Annotated in this window: 12 protein-coding genes; 6 read left to right on the top strand and 6 right to left on the bottom strand. The window is 43.9% G+C overall.

Going from position 1 to position 14,468, the window contains the following annotated elements; all coding sequences use genetic code 11:
* The first annotated feature begins 88 nt into the window (after positions 1-88).
* The gene (locus DYP60_RS04220) at positions 89-2,065 is read left to right on the top strand and encodes a DUF2779 domain-containing protein (RefSeq protein ID WP_117329633.1); all 1,977 of its coding nucleotides are present in this window, start codon (positions 89-91) and stop codon (positions 2,063-2,065) included.
* Between the two features lie 3 nt (positions 2,066-2,068).
* On the opposite strand, the gene DYP60_RS04215 is transcribed toward DYP60_RS04220, so the two are convergent.
* The 4 genes from DYP60_RS04215 to DYP60_RS04200 all read right to left on the bottom strand — a co-directional run bounded on the left by DYP60_RS04215 (position 2,069) and on the right by DYP60_RS04200 (position 6,729).
* A complete protein-coding gene (locus tag DYP60_RS04215) occupies positions 2,069-3,301 on the bottom strand; it encodes a type II toxin-antitoxin system HipA family toxin (RefSeq protein WP_117329632.1) in 1,233 nt (410 codons plus the stop codon).
* The gene (locus DYP60_RS04210) at positions 3,298-3,606 is read right to left on the bottom strand and encodes a helix-turn-helix domain-containing protein (RefSeq protein WP_202384382.1); all 309 of its coding nucleotides are present in this window, start codon (positions 3,604-3,606) and stop codon (positions 3,298-3,300) included. The genes DYP60_RS04215 and DYP60_RS04210 overlap by 4 nt, the downstream gene beginning before the upstream one ends.
* Before the next feature lie 584 nt (positions 3,607-4,190).
* Positions 4,191-6,131 (bottom strand): DUF2075 domain-containing protein, encoded by a 1,941-nt coding sequence (locus DYP60_RS04205; RefSeq protein ID WP_117329631.1) that lies wholly within the window; start codon positions 6,129-6,131, stop codon positions 4,191-4,193.
* A 61-nt stretch (positions 6,132-6,192) separates the two neighbouring features.
* Positions 6,193-6,729, bottom strand: coding sequence for a nucleotide pyrophosphohydrolase (locus DYP60_RS04200; protein ID WP_206363101.1), 537 nt, complete (start codon positions 6,727-6,729; stop codon positions 6,193-6,195).
* 248 nt (positions 6,730-6,977) lie between these two features.
* Here DYP60_RS04200 and DYP60_RS04195 point away from each other — a divergent pair, with 248 nt between their 5' ends.
* The 5 genes from DYP60_RS04195 to DYP60_RS04180 all read left to right on the top strand — a co-directional run bounded on the left by DYP60_RS04195 (position 6,978) and on the right by DYP60_RS04180 (position 10,409).
* Positions 6,978-7,862, top strand: a complete 885-nt coding sequence (locus tag DYP60_RS04195; RefSeq protein WP_206363100.1) for a DUF488 domain-containing protein — start codon at positions 6,978-6,980, stop codon at positions 7,860-7,862.
* Positions 7,810-8,640 (top strand): hypothetical protein, encoded by an 831-nt coding sequence (locus DYP60_RS04190; RefSeq protein ID WP_133299278.1) that lies wholly within the window; start codon positions 7,810-7,812, stop codon positions 8,638-8,640. Before DYP60_RS04195 ends, DYP60_RS04190 begins: the two co-directional genes overlap by 53 nt.
* A 32-nt stretch (positions 8,641-8,672) precedes the next feature.
* Positions 8,673-8,846 (top strand): hypothetical protein, encoded by a 174-nt coding sequence (locus DYP60_RS14150; RefSeq protein WP_165849493.1) that lies wholly within the window; start codon positions 8,673-8,675, stop codon positions 8,844-8,846.
* A 93-nt stretch (positions 8,847-8,939) separates the two neighbouring features.
* Positions 8,940-9,869, top strand: a complete 930-nt coding sequence (locus DYP60_RS04185; protein WP_117329628.1) for an HNH endonuclease — start codon at positions 8,940-8,942, stop codon at positions 9,867-9,869.
* A 60-nt stretch (positions 9,870-9,929) separates the two neighbouring features.
* Complete coding sequence (locus tag DYP60_RS04180) at positions 9,930-10,409, top strand: ferritin family protein (protein ID WP_117329627.1); 480 nt, start codon at positions 9,930-9,932, stop codon at positions 10,407-10,409.
* Here the strand turns inward: DYP60_RS04180 and DYP60_RS04175 are convergent.
* Together DYP60_RS04175 and DYP60_RS04170 are read right to left on the bottom strand one after the other, a co-directional pair.
* A complete protein-coding gene (locus DYP60_RS04175; protein WP_165849492.1) occupies positions 10,406-12,835 on the bottom strand; it encodes an EAL domain-containing protein in 2,430 nt (809 codons plus the stop codon). The genes DYP60_RS04180 and DYP60_RS04175 overlap by 4 nt on opposite strands.
* Positions 12,836-12,970: 135 nt before the next feature.
* On the bottom strand, positions 12,971-14,320 hold the full coding sequence (locus DYP60_RS04170) for a dicarboxylate/amino acid:cation symporter (RefSeq protein WP_117329625.1): 1,350 nt from the start codon (positions 14,318-14,320) through the stop codon (positions 12,971-12,973).
* Between the last annotated feature and the right edge of the window lie 148 nt (positions 14,321-14,468).

Below are 14,468 nucleotides of genomic sequence, written 5' to 3'. Positions count from 1 at the left end.
CCAGTTTATACCATTACATAGGATTTCTATCCACCTGTGACTCGACTGCTGTATACTATGTAGTGACAATTATTTGGAGAGAACCAGAATGGTAAGAGAAAGGTATCTGACGAAATCCCGATTCAAGCTGGCAACTGAATGTCCAACAAAACTCTTCTATACAGGGAAAGAGTGCTATGCAAACCAGAACCTTGATGATAGTTTTCTGCTTGCTCTCGCAGATGGGGGATTTCAGGTTGGGGAGCTAGCAAAATGCTATTTCCCAGATGGTCATGAGATCAAGACACTTGACTATGAGGAAGCGCTCAATGAAACCAATGATCTGCTACAGCTGGATAGTATCATACTCTATGAAGCAGCCATTGCATCAGGAAACCTGTTTATCCGCGCCGACATCTTGGTCAAAGAGGACGATCAAATCAAGCTATTCGAGGTGAAGGCAAAATCTTTCAATCCAGGGGAATCACATCCTTTTACCAATCGAGACGGAACAATCAGTGCAAAATGGAAGCCGTATCTCTATGATGTGGCATTTCAGAAGTATGTACTTTCCAGATCACTCCCGCACTATAAGATATCAGCACATCTTATGATGGCTGACAAATCTGCTGTTTGTCCAACTGATGGATTGAATCAGAAATTCCGGCTGACCCATGATGCAACAGGACGAAAGGGTGTCTCAATAGCAGAAACCCTTACCATGAATGACCTAACACCCCCAATTCTCTGCACGGTAAATGTTGACAGCGAATGCGGGAGGATCTTTCAGACGCTTCATACGGTCAACAACACCTCCCTGCAGTTCTCCCATTATGTTGCGTTCTTGGCAGACTCCTATAAAACCGATACAAGAATTCCCTCTCCCATTGCCTCGAAATGCGCTGCATGTGAGTTCTACACAACTGATAACAAGGAGCAATCGGGACTCAAGAGCGGGAAGCGAGAATGTTGGAAAGAGGTTCTGGGATGGAGCGATGAAGATCTTGCATGCCAAACCGTTTTGGATGTCTGGAGCTTCAGGGGAAAGGACAAACTGATTGAAAATGGTATCATCAAGATGGATGACATCCCTGAACATGCGGTACATCCGAAACCCGATACAAGCCCAGGAATCTCGGCGAGTGAACGACAATGGATGCAGATTCAGAAATACAAAACAAGAGACGATTCTCCCTGGATTGATCATAAGAACCTTATGAAGGAAATGAACAGCTGGGTTTTCCCCCTTCACTTCATTGACTTCGAGACTACCATGGCAGCTATCCCATTCAATGCTGGGCTCCACCCCTATGAAGGAGTGGCGTTTCAATTTTCACATCATATCGTTCGCTGTGATGGTAGTGTGGAGCACGCTGGAGAGTATCTGAACACAGAACGTGGGGTATTCCCCAACTACGGGTTCATACGGGCACTGAAAGAACAGTTGGAACATGACCAGGGAAGTGTTTTTCGCTACTCCAATCATGAAAACACATTCCTTAATTTGATCTATCAGCAACTCAATGCTGATACAGGAGACATCCCAGACAGAGCGCAACTCCAGAGCTTCATCAAGACCATCACCCACTCAACAACCAAATCATCTGAACAGTGGAGAGGAAAGAGAGACATGGTGGACCTGTGGGAAGTTGTGAAGCGTTACTATTATGATCCAGCCACAAAGGGGTCCAATTCCATCAAACAGGTACTCCCGGCAATTCTGAACAGTTCAACGTTGTTGCAAGAGAAATACTCAAAGCCAATCTATGGGGCGAAGGGGGGAATCAAGAGTACAAATTTCAAGGACTGGCAATGGGTCAAGATCAAGGATGGAAAGGTGACTGACCCCTACAAGCTGTTGCCAAAGATGTTTCAGGACATCTCGGATAAGGACCTTGAAATTTTGAGCAGTGATGATGAACTCAGGGAAGGAGGTGCGGCACTCACCGCATATGCAAGGATGCAGTTTGAGGAGATGTCGGACTATGAACGCAGCGAAATACAGAAGGCCCTTCTCAAATATTGCGAATTGGATACGATGGCGATGGTGATGATTTGGGAAGGATTGAAAGATCTCTGCCGCTAGGTTTCAGCGACAAATCTGTTTTGCAATGTGAGAGATATTCTCATTGCTCACCCCGTGCTGTTTCGCGAGACTACTCCAAGCTGAAAGCGCTGTACGAGTCTGGTCAATGATCGAGGCAATCTGATGCTTCGAAAGCTTGGCATCAACACCTAACGTAACCAGATGCTCCACATCAGGATTTCTTCCCTCACCCATTACCATGGTACTCTGCTCCCCTCCTGGGCCGGAGGAGAAGGTAAGGTCATAGGCCGGAGAGAGTGCCCACTTCCCGTGTGCATCCATGAGGAAGCTAAAGTTTTTAGCGTGGTCATCACGATTATGCGCAAGGACGTTGAATACTGCAAGTCGGTACATTTTTTCAACCTCCCGGATATCCCGAGTCAACATGAATGTAAGATTCAACAAGTCTTGGTAATCAAGTGAGGGAAAGCGAAAATCAGCATGTAACAACCCACTAGCAGTATGCATATGCAAGCGCTTATCCCCATTTCGATCAAACCGCTTGGCAGTAAAATACCCCGGCCCTTCATGGGCGGAGAACAAGTGAACTTCGGGCATTAGTATGCCCGACTGCTTTGCCATCAAGGCATACACATACTCAATAGCACCAGCATCGATACCATCTTGTGTGTTTGGAAATTTCACCAACCAAGGCTCATACCCCGCGGTAAATGATTCTTTTCCATGAAGAATTCGCTCTTTGTTCTCAGAAACACCAATTAATGCCTTTGGTCGTGCACCAGAAGAGGATCCATTCAACGCGAGGAGGCGGCTTACAACCTCTGAGGAGGATCCCTCAAGTACTTCTTGTGTTTGGTATGCAACAACGTCCAGGTCAACAGGTCCACCATCAATAGGAAAATTGTGCTCAGGTTCATATACCAGCGCACCAAGGCCCTGTGTACCTACCATAGCCAACCGATCCAAGGGAGAAAGCTCTGATGGTGAGACACCTTGAGAGCGAACGAAACGATCTAGGAGAAGCCTACCCCACCCATCAGGAAGACTGTCATTGAATACACCAGGCAATCCTTCAAACAAACTATGGTCGAAAGTCTTCACACCTACTTGCAAGGGAAGAGAGAATGGAGAGATTTCAAGACGTTGTTCTATGAAGGTAGACTCATAGGAAAAGTAGATGCGATGCTCACGTAATGCTAGACGACCAACGGGAATGGTTCCATTACCAAAATTGATCATTACCTGAATGGCCTTCACCGTTGCGTAAGGTTTCATGCTTTCCTTCCCCGCTTTCGCTTTGGGGAAGTCTCCAATGCTATGACTTCATCTATTGAGGAGAATGAAGTATGTGAAACCTTAGTGGCTGCAACCATAGCCTCCAACATCCCCAGCACCATCATGATCTTCAAGAGCGATTCCAGAGATATGACGCCCTGTTGTTCAAACTTGCGTAGGGTTGCCAGGGGAACTCCCGAGCGAGCTGATACCCCTTCTTGGGTCAAGTTCATTTGCAATCTGCGTTCCTTCAGGTTCTGTGCTATCTTCTTCTGGGCTATTGATGGACTTATAAGTGTTATCATAGTATTAGCTGTTACCTATTTTTACCATTTAGTAATAGTATAATAGTAATTGTTATGATAAGCAATCATTCGAACGTCAGTAACGATCAAGAAAATACTATAGATTTCAGTGATGGTCATTGGTGAACTGGGAAGCAAATAACAATGAGTGCAAGGCATTTCCGCAGGCAATCTATGATTTTGTAAAGAATTATTGAAAAGAATCAGGTAACTTGGTGTCCGACTTTTGGAGTGAGGTTTAATTTTCAAGAAGTTAACATATGAGGACTCCGACTCAAACAACTTCCTTGAGAACTCTGAGAACCAGATGTATTCAGAGCTGAACAAGACCAACTTCTACTTGATGGACAAGCTTGTCACAAAGGACACTACAGCACAGGGGAAAGGCACTGATCTCAACTGAGAAGCCCTATGCAGCTGTCACCTACAACCTTACCAATGATTGCATTGAGAAAAAATCAGGTTATGACGTATTTCCGGTAACAGTACACATGTCTGAAGTTGAATAGGTTTTCTGTCGGTGGCAGGTATTCGAAATTTTCGAATAACTGAATCCTCCTGCAATTCACTGTCAGTATACACCTTCATTCCTTCTCAGCTGCCAACAAGGGACTTTCCTCTTCATCTACATACCCAGCAATTCTGGTTTTCAGAAATTGAGCAAGCCCAGCATCAGTACAATAGACATAACAGCCTTTCATCCCCCTGCTCAAGAGTGTACGGTAGGTATTGCGTATGATGATGTCAGCAGTTTTCATTGCCTCCTGATCACCTTTCTTGATACGCCCTTTCAATCCCTTAAGTGACTGGTCGGTCTTTGCTCTTTTAGTATAATCAGTGATGACTTTCCCCTTCTCATAGCGCAGGTCATTACCTATGATTACCCCAACATAACTGAATTCGAGACCTTGGGTGGTATGGATGCAGCCAACTTGGTTGATTGATTCCTTGGTAATGGCATAGGTACCATCACCCCGTAGGTTCCAGTACATGGAAAAGTCATCAATGGTAATATCTGGAACTGACTGAGCATCATTTTTGCTTACCCAATCCCAACAATACCCCGCTACAATCCTGGCTTTATCATCTGCTTTGTTTCTCTCTTCGATGAGCCTACGTAGTTCATTGGGATCATCCACTATCTGGAAATCATAGTCGATGCCTTCCAAGGTAGGATTGGCTGTCTCTTCCTGGATCCCTAGTACACCATCAAGCCATGAAAGGTATCCGTCAGATCCATTGCACCTGAATTGGGAGAGAAGCATCCCCTCCTGCACCTCTGCATTGAAATAGCTTGCCCAGTACAAGATTTGCTCACGATCACCATAATCTTGTGCTGTTACTTTCTGGTCTTCATCAATAAAGAACACGCTGCATCTGCTTGCATTGATGATTTCCTTGATTTGATCTTCACCGGTAATTCTTGGCCCCAACTGAGACCGTTTGTTGAGCCGGTGAGCTTCATCAACAATGAGTGTCCCAAAATTATTGGCGTCTGCTTCGATGAATGCCGATGAACTCTTGAATAAGCTGCTGATGTTCTTTCGCTTGAATGCACCTGATCGGAGTTTGGCATCAAACACATTACGGGGTGCACTATTCTTTGTAACATAGGCGCACACCTGGTCATCATTGATCAACTGCACCAGAAGGTTGATTGCAACTACCGTCTTACCAGTTCCTGGTCCTCCCTGTACAATGAAAACCCGTTTCTTTCCATCCTCTTTGCTTCTTCGAGCAAAGGAGAGGATCTGCTCATAGACAATCTTCTGCTCATCGATAAGGATAAACTCCTGATTCCCTCTCAGCATTGCTGTAAGGGAGTCCTGCAGGCTCTTGGATGGACGGATTTCACCATTATCGATGTAGTACAAGGTTTGTTTTGCGTCCCCTGTGTGTATGTACTTCTTGATGAACTCCCTGAGCTTCTTGACATCACTCCTATAGAATACCGGTGCTTCTTCAAGAAGGCTTTGAAAGTAGTGTTGCTTCAGTGGGTCATCTTTGGGAGGTACATAGTTATGTAGATATGCACAGCTTTCCAAATGAATTGGAATTTCGTGTACATTTGCATTGAAGTTGGAAATAAGGGATCGATACGACCATGCCTGGTAGGATGGATGGTGTACTACTTGTTGTCCGTGGGAAAAACGGGTCTGCACATCGATGATCTCAGCTTCCAGGAGTTGGTCGATATAGGGAACAGGCTCAACTTTACTCCACTGTTTCAACTCGACAATCACCGCATTGTGCTGGTTCGCTCTATCCAATCCTGTAAGGATAAAATCGACTCGTTTATTGGTATTGGGTATTCCAAACTCAATCGCGACGCCGGAGGAGTTAGGAATCTCGGAGTCGAGTAATACATTCTGCATGTAATTCAATGAGTTGCGCCAGGATTGCTCTTCGCTCTGGCTTACTCGTTTATGAAGCCTGCTCCACATATTCATTTCAATCTTCTGGTCAATTGAATTATCCTGGACATCGGACAAGAATTGCTGCTTATCACCTTCGTATACGAGCATCACACCCTCCGTAGCTTATTTCCAGTGTACCACACTCCAAGAATTGCCGCGTTAGGAATTGTCAGAGCTCTGTATACTTCTTTGCTGAACCATACGCTTTCTTCACATCATACTTCTCGGCGTTCTTACGTAACTTCTTCTCGATAATCGTTGGGATATCTACTCCAATGGAATCTGCAAACAGCACTGAGTAGATGAGAATATCTGCCAGTTCCTCTTCCATCTGCTTTTGCTTCTCCCCCACATGCACATCTTCTCCAGACCACTGGAAACATTCCAGTAATTCAGAAGATTCAAGGCAGAGAGATATTGCCAAATCCTTGGGAGTGTGGAACTGTTTCCAGTTGCGTGCATCCCGGAAAGCAAGAATATTGGCAATGGGAAGCGGCCTTTCAGTGAAAAGATGGCCACTCCCTTCTTCCAGATACGTTCGGGAAACCCCGAAGGTAGTACAAAGCTGTTCCAGAAATTCAGAAGAAGGAGCTCCAATTATTCTCTGGTATGCCTCTTCTTCCAATCCAAGCTTCTCAGCCATCTGAGCATCATCAAAGTGAAGTAGGTTCTGAATATGGTGTATGCGTTCCTGTAGTGTTTTCATCGGTTTGTCCTTCTGGGGTATAGTAGCATGGAATGGGATTGCTTTGGAAAGCAAAGATACATGAGAACTTGCCTTGCATGCGCAGCATTTTTAGTTCTTTCATACTCCAATTGTGCATCGAATGGAAATATGGTACAAAAACATAAGGTGATTGTATGCTAAATAGGAGAAAAGTTCTTATATGGTTAGTTCAAAGACATAAGGAACCTATTTCGCTGATCAGACTCCAAAAACTGATGTTTCTTTTTGTGAAAGAGTCAAAAAATGACTATTACCACTTTATCCCAAATTCATACGGATGTTATTCAATCAGCCTTCATGATGATCAGATAGCACTTCAACAAAAACATATCATCATTGAAGAGAAGGGAAAATCGCCGTTTTCTTCATATGTAACCATTGATGAAAAACAAGCTGACTTGTGCAATATCAAATTGAAGAAAGATGATGAAGTTGCACTAGAAACGACACTAAGAGAGAATGAACACCTAAGTGATAATGAATTGATTACAAAGGTCTACAAAGGATTCCCTTTTTATAGCATTCGCAGTGCTCTGCTTGATAATTTTCATACTGACCCAGTATTTCTTGAAAAACTGGCTCAAATAAGAAATAAGATAGAGAGATCACCAAGAGCTCTCTTTACCATTGGGTATGAGGGGTTGTCCATAGATCGTTTTATACAGTTGCTTATACTTCAGAATGTCAAATACTTAGTTGATGTAAGAAAGAACCCCTTCTCGATGAGGCCCGAGTATAGAAAAGCGAGATTACTGACTGCTTTACAGGAGGCTGATATCAGCTATCTGCATATACCCGAGGTTGGAATTTCTTCTACATTGAGAAAAGAATTTCCTCCTTTTGAGCAAAAAGCGCAATTATTTGAACTGTACTCCAAACATACACTACCTCATTGTGAAGAGCACGCTGAAGCAATAGCGGGACTTATTGCTAAAGTAAATGTAGCCCTAATGTGTTATGAAAAAAATCCTAGAGACTGCCATAGAATGTTGTTTGCAGAGTATTGCAAGAAAAAACAACCATCTATCCCTAGGATAATTCATATCAGAGGAGATGCATTTGAAAAAGAAACTATTCATTACAGTCCTTACATACCCAAACCCCTCCCATAAATATATTGAGACTGTATGTACAGCAGGGTTAACAGAATCTGGAGATTGGATTCGTGTCTATCCAATAAAGCTAAGAATGCTTGATACAAGAATTCAGAAATATGGTTGGTACATCCTCGATATTGAACCGAGAGACAGGAATAAAGACAATCGGAAAGAATCCTATTATTGTATTAGCCCTCCGGAAGAATGTATTGAACATATTGGTCCAGACAACAATTGGAAAGCGCGAAAAGAAATATGTCTTAAGAACGTTTTCTATAATTTTAAAAATTTGGAAACCGCCTCAGACACTCAACGGAAAGATTTCATATCGCTTGCAACATTCAAGCCTAAAGAACTTGTTGATTTTATTGCAGAACCTAAAGATTGCCAGAAGGAAGAAAGCAAGAAAGAAGAAATCCTAAACAACCTCAGAATGCAAGGTGATCTGATCAATCAGGATATTCCCGAATATTGGGAGATGGCTCAATCTATTCCATTTACCTTCTATTATAAATTCAAAGATGACTCGGGGGAGATCTACAAATTAATGATTGAAGATTGGGAAGTTATGATGCTTTATCGCAATTGTATCAAGCATGGAAAAGAGAAAGCCTTACATGATATTAAAAAGAAATACCTTGAAGACTTTCGAAAGAGGGATATCTATTTCTTTCTTGGAACTCGTAGAAAAGCACATATACGTAGATGGAAAAACCCATTTTCCATAATTGGCGTATTTTATCCTCCTATCGAAATTCAACCAGAATTTGATTTCACTACTCCCGGCAAATAACCTTGGAATACTTTTTGAGGCTAAGCATTTCAATGAAAGGTATCAATACCCTAGGGCAAGCCATGGACTCAGGAGGCGTTGCATCCTTTTCCGCCCCAAGGGACGGGGTATCTCACCTTGCTTTCCCGGCACTCGCTCGGGAGAGGAACCATCATGCTGATTCCTTTCCTCTCGCTCCGTTGGGGAATGAAATGTCTGTTTACTGAGTATTGGAATCAATTCCCCAATATTCCTCGTTTCTAGGACTTCAGAGTTTTATAAACATTGACGAATATCCACCTTGGACGTATCCTGGGCACATGGCGCAGCAGCTTTCAACTCGATTATCACAGAAACTATCTTCCCATCTTATGATTGGAAGTCATTATGTACTGCAAGACATTGCTGATCTGATGGAGATGAACATTGCGGCAACAATGCGTAAAGGAGTACTCACAAAACGTGATGAGAACGCCATTATACTGCTGATCAATCTGAAGAAAGAGAGCTATGCCACCCCGTATGTCGATCACATCGACAACGACGTTCTCTATTGGGAAGGACAGCTTAAAAATCGATTTGTTGAGAAACGGATGAATACCGGGGAATACGAACTATTTGTATTTGTCAGAGACCGGGTAAAGACCCCCTACACCTACTATGGTCGTGCTATCCCTATTGCTAGCCAGTACTTTGCTCCCGGCATCCCTTGCAAAACAAAATTCAGCCTGTATGAATATGCTCCGACATTCAATTACCAAGATAAGGAACAATCATTAGATCAGGAACATACCTATGGCATTGAGCAAGGAGTTATACCCACCACACGCATCGGAACAACCATCCAAAGAACTGCCCAGCAGACGTATCGAAAACAAGCGCTTGAACTCTGGAATAACAGCTGCGCAGTATTAGGAGTAGACAAACCGAAGATCCTGGTTGCAAGCCATATCAAACCATGGAGAGTCGCAGACGACCATGAACGCATTGACCCTAAGAATGCACTCATACTCTCACCTCTCTATGACAAACTCTTCGACCTTGGCATGATATCATTCGACCCTTCCAAAGGAACTATCAGACTCTCAGACCAACTTGATGAGAACGATTATGACCGCCTCGGAATTGACGATACCAAGCACTTAAGCATGATTCCTGATGGAACTGAGAAATATCTAAGCTATCACAATACGTATGTGTATAACTTCTCTCCCCTATTGGAAACAGAAATAGAATTACTTACCTATTAACTCTTCACCCTTGCCTTCCCACCATGTCCTACCTATACTATGGACATTAGGAGGACATCCATGGACTTATTCGAAGTAGCAATCAAATTGGAACAAGAAGGAATTCAGTTCTATACTGATCTTGTAAAAAAGGCACCAAGTGAGGGCTTTGCAAACATCTTCAAGATGCTCGCTGATGATGAGAAGAAACATGAAAGTTATTTCCGTGCCCTACAGAAGAAGAGTGCACCGGTAAGTGTGAACACCACGGTAGTAGAAGCAGCAAAGAAAGTCTTCAAAGCATTCGATCCAGACTCCTTCCCCCCTTCAACTGATCAGATTCCTGCCTATGAAGAAGCTCTGGCCATAGAGAAGAAAAGTATAGATTTCTATAAGGAACAACTTCCACTCGTAACTGATGAAGAAGCGAAGAAAGCTCTCTCACTCATTCTCTCAGAAGAAAAACGCCACTATGAGGTACTGTCAGAAATGCTCAAACTCATCACTCGTCCCCATCGTTGGGTTGAGGACGCTGAGTTTGGCGTACGTGAAGACTACTAAGTACAATTTGTTTGCTTGAGCAATGCCAATGCATCTTGAACGTTCAGGGGTTTACTGAAAAGGAACCCCTGGATTTTATCACATCGATACTTCTTCAAGTAGTTATACTGATTCTCATATTCAACGCCCTCAGCAATAACGATATGCCCTAGTTTATGGGCCAATGAAATAATTTCGGCTGTGATAGCTTCCTTCTCTTGAAGCACTTCAAGCTTGTCGATAAACGCCTTATCAATCTTCAAGCAATTGACATTCAGCTCACGCTCTCGAGAAAGTGTTGAATACCCTGTGCCAAAATCATCGATTGCTATGGACATCCCTTGTTGTTGGAGATGGGAAAACAAGTCATTCACTTCCTGGAACTTGGAAATAAACACTGACTCAGTCACCTCCAGGGTGATATTCATAGTATTCACCTTGGTCTGTTCAACAGCCTCCATCAGTGACGGAAAAAAGTCCTTATTCATCAACTGAATTGCAGATATGTTGATCGAAACACCAACATCTGAAAAGCCATCCTTTTCCACCAATGAAAGAAACTGCAATGCCTTGGTTATTATAATCTTGCCAAGCGGGACAATGAGCTTGGCCTTCTCTGCAACCTCAATGAACTCAGTAGGAGAGACACTGCCCAAAACAGGACTCGTCATCCTTGCTAGCGCTTCAAAACCAGAAATTTCCTGTGTCTTTACATCCCAAATCGGTTGGAACTGAAGAAAGAAAGAAGAAGAAGAAGAGGCAGGGTGCTTGAGCAACTCAGCAAGCTCTCTCTCGATTGCTGTACGCCTTCTCATCGCCTCCTGCATCTTCTCATCAAAGATACAAACCTCCTGACCTGCATCAAAATCTGACAACCCTTGCTCAGAAGCAATCAAAAGATTGGTCAGACTCTCCTCAACAGGGGCATCAGAAAGTTCTATCAGCCCGATGCCCCAACCCACCCGCTCCTCGCGGAGCAAGGAAGCGACCTTCTTGGAGACCTTTCTTCCAAAAGCAAGTGACATAGCAGAATCAGTAGGCTCTTTGATGAAGAATATCAATTGATACTCATAGGAACTGAACAATACATGCTTTGAATCGCTGAGCGACTGGAGTGCAATTGCTACACGTTTCACCAAATTCCTACTATAGAGGAACCCATGAACAGTACTCAGCGCATGTAGTGCAGTCAAATTGACCGCAAGCAAAGCGTGCCCTGCCTTCTTGTGTTCTGCTTCCAATATGGAAACCAACGACCTTCTGTTAGGAAGTTCAGTCCATTCGTCATGATCATGATAGTATGCGAGGGTCAACTCTTGCCTTTTTCTCTTAGAGATGTCAAAAAGCATTCCCTCAGTTGCGATAATCGTGCCATCATCATCGAAAATACCTCGCCCCGTGTCGTACACCCATTTCGTATCACCTCCCTTGGTGATAATCTCATATTCCTGACTAAAAGGGGTGTCATTATGGACGATTGAATTCCACTCTTCTTGCACCTTCTTGCGATGACTCGGGGCAATTACTTCATTGAAAGAAATAACCGTGTTTCCTATCAATTCTTCAGGCAAGTAGCCTGTAAGACTTTTACACCCCGAAGAGACAAACTGCATTGTCCATTTCTCATCAAATAAACAACGATAGGCCATTCCCGGCAACTGAGAAAAATAGGATTGGATTACCCGCTCCCGCTCCTGAAGTGAAGCCGCAAGCTCTTTCTGCTCAGTGATATCCTTGACGATAACAAGATAGTCTGCTGAGTTAGGCCGGTCAGCATATAACCATGAAACGGTCATATTCACCCAAACAAAAGACCCATCAGGTTTGATGAACCGTTTCTCAATCTCATATGCAGAGAGTTCATGGCGAGCGAAACGCTCGTATTTGACCAGCTCCTCCTTAAGATCGTCAGGATGGGTAAGTATTCTCCAATCGAGAGTCTTAAGTTCTTCTTTTGTACGCCCCATGATTTCGAGAAGGATTGAATTGGTATGAACCATTTCCAAATGAGCAGCATCGATACCGCTATATACAGCAATACCTACAGGAGCTTGCCAAAGCAGACTGTCAAACAAGACATGGTCTTCGTCCTGCATGATGGGATCTTTCGCTTTGGTATGCAAAGCTACCCGCAGTTTCAACATCTCGGGGGAATAAGGTCTGCGCAGACAGTCTGTTGCTCCCATTCTTATAGCTTCCATCTCTTCATCCATAGTCTCTGAGCTGCTGAGAACTATGGTTCGGATGGGGTATCTGGCGATTGTTTGCAACATTGGGAGAGCAGGAGGAAGATTGAGGAGAGCTATGCGAATTGAGGGATGTTCTTGTATGCACGCAACAGCTTCTGCCTCCGTTGAGACAACCCAAAGTTCAGCTGAGTCAAGACTCTTCTCTATTGTTGCAGCTTCTTCCCCAGAAACACCAACAACGAGCACACCACCCTGCACCATTACGCTCCCGCATACAAAATAAATAATAATGCAATCATTCCACTATTTTCGAGTTAGTATACAGGAGCATAGGAGTCCACACAATGTGAAAAACAAAACAAATTCCGACGATTCCGCTATTATTATCTCTCTTTATGTCGCCTGAGCAGTTGCGACCTTGAGATCCTGTGAATTGAATGCATCCCGGTCAAACTCACCAAGCGCATTTGCAACAACAACAGATGTCGTCAGATCACCGGTAACATTTGTCATGGTCCTGAACATATCCACCAAGAAATCGACACCAGCAACCATCCCGACTGCTTCAACCGGAAGCCCCACAGTCGTAAGCGTGATAATGGTGAAGGCGGTTGCACCCATCGGGACAGCAGCACTTCCCAAACTTGCAAAAATAGAAACTACCACGATGAGAATGTACTGGGAGAGAGCAAGTTCAATCCCAAAGGCATTAGCGGCAAACACCGCTACCATTGCAGGGAAAATACCTCCGCATGCATCCATGTTCATTACTGCACCAAGCGGTCCTACAAAGTTTGCCACTCTGGAATTCACTTTCAGCCTATCTGTCATTGTATTGATGGTCATTGTCAAGGAACCCAGGCTCGAACGACTGGAGAATGCTAGCAACATTGCTGGACTTGCTGCCTTGAAAAACCGTATTGGATTGATTTTTACTAAGAAAGCAAGCAACCCGCCATACACCAGACTAATCTGCAGCAAGCAGGCGAATATCACTGCCAGCACAAACAAACCTAGCTGGCCCAACGCCGCCAGTCCTGTGCTCGACAGCCAGTAGGTGGTAAGCGCTAGTACTCCATAGGGAGTCAAGCGAAGCACAATCTTGGTCAACTCAATCACTACCTGAAGAAAGCTCTCCAACAACTGCTCGAGAGGCTTGATTGCATCTGGCTTCTTTGTCTTCACTGCAATTGCAGCAACACCAATGAAGACGGAAAATACGACCAGAGGTATCATCTGCATTTCAGCAGCGGATTGGACGGGGTTGGACGGAATAAAAGCCCTGAACTGTGCAAAGATATTGCCAAGAGTATTAGGAGTACGCTCAGCAAGGTCACCTACCACCATCCCCTGTCCAACTGCAAACAGACTCCCCACCAGGAGACCAATGGTACCGGCAATGGTAGCAGTGAATAAGAAAAGGGAGATGGTTCTTACTCCCATTCTCCTAAGCTCATGAGTATTCCCAAGCCGCATCAAACCAGCAATGATGCTCGTTGGGACCAAGGGAATGATGAGCATACGAAGCAAATCAACATACCCATTGCCAACCAAAGCCACCCATCTTCTTACCTGGGATGAAATTGATTCTTCTACAAAAAAGAATAAGGATAACCCCAGAGCAGCTCCTAGGAGTAATGAGACCGACACCCTAATTGAGAAGGAGAGATGCCAGACCCTCTTCATTGCCACCAATGCAGCAAGCAAAGCGACGAATATCAACAACCAAAGTACCATTCCCATAAGAACCCCCTTTTCTAATCTACTACTAATTCTATAGTTTTAGTATGATATATATGGCTAGCATACCTGTCAAGTCTTTCTTATTTTACCTGATAGCTTTTTTTTAGCAAGCTATCCATCTTCATTTATTCGAAAACAAAGTCCAGAA

It is taken from the genome of Sphaerochaeta halotolerans (assembly GCF_003429665.1).
Lineage (GTDB): Bacteria > Spirochaetota > Spirochaetia > Sphaerochaetales > Sphaerochaetaceae > Sphaerochaeta > Sphaerochaeta halotolerans.
This window is presented reverse-complemented; position numbering and strand designations above follow the sequence as displayed.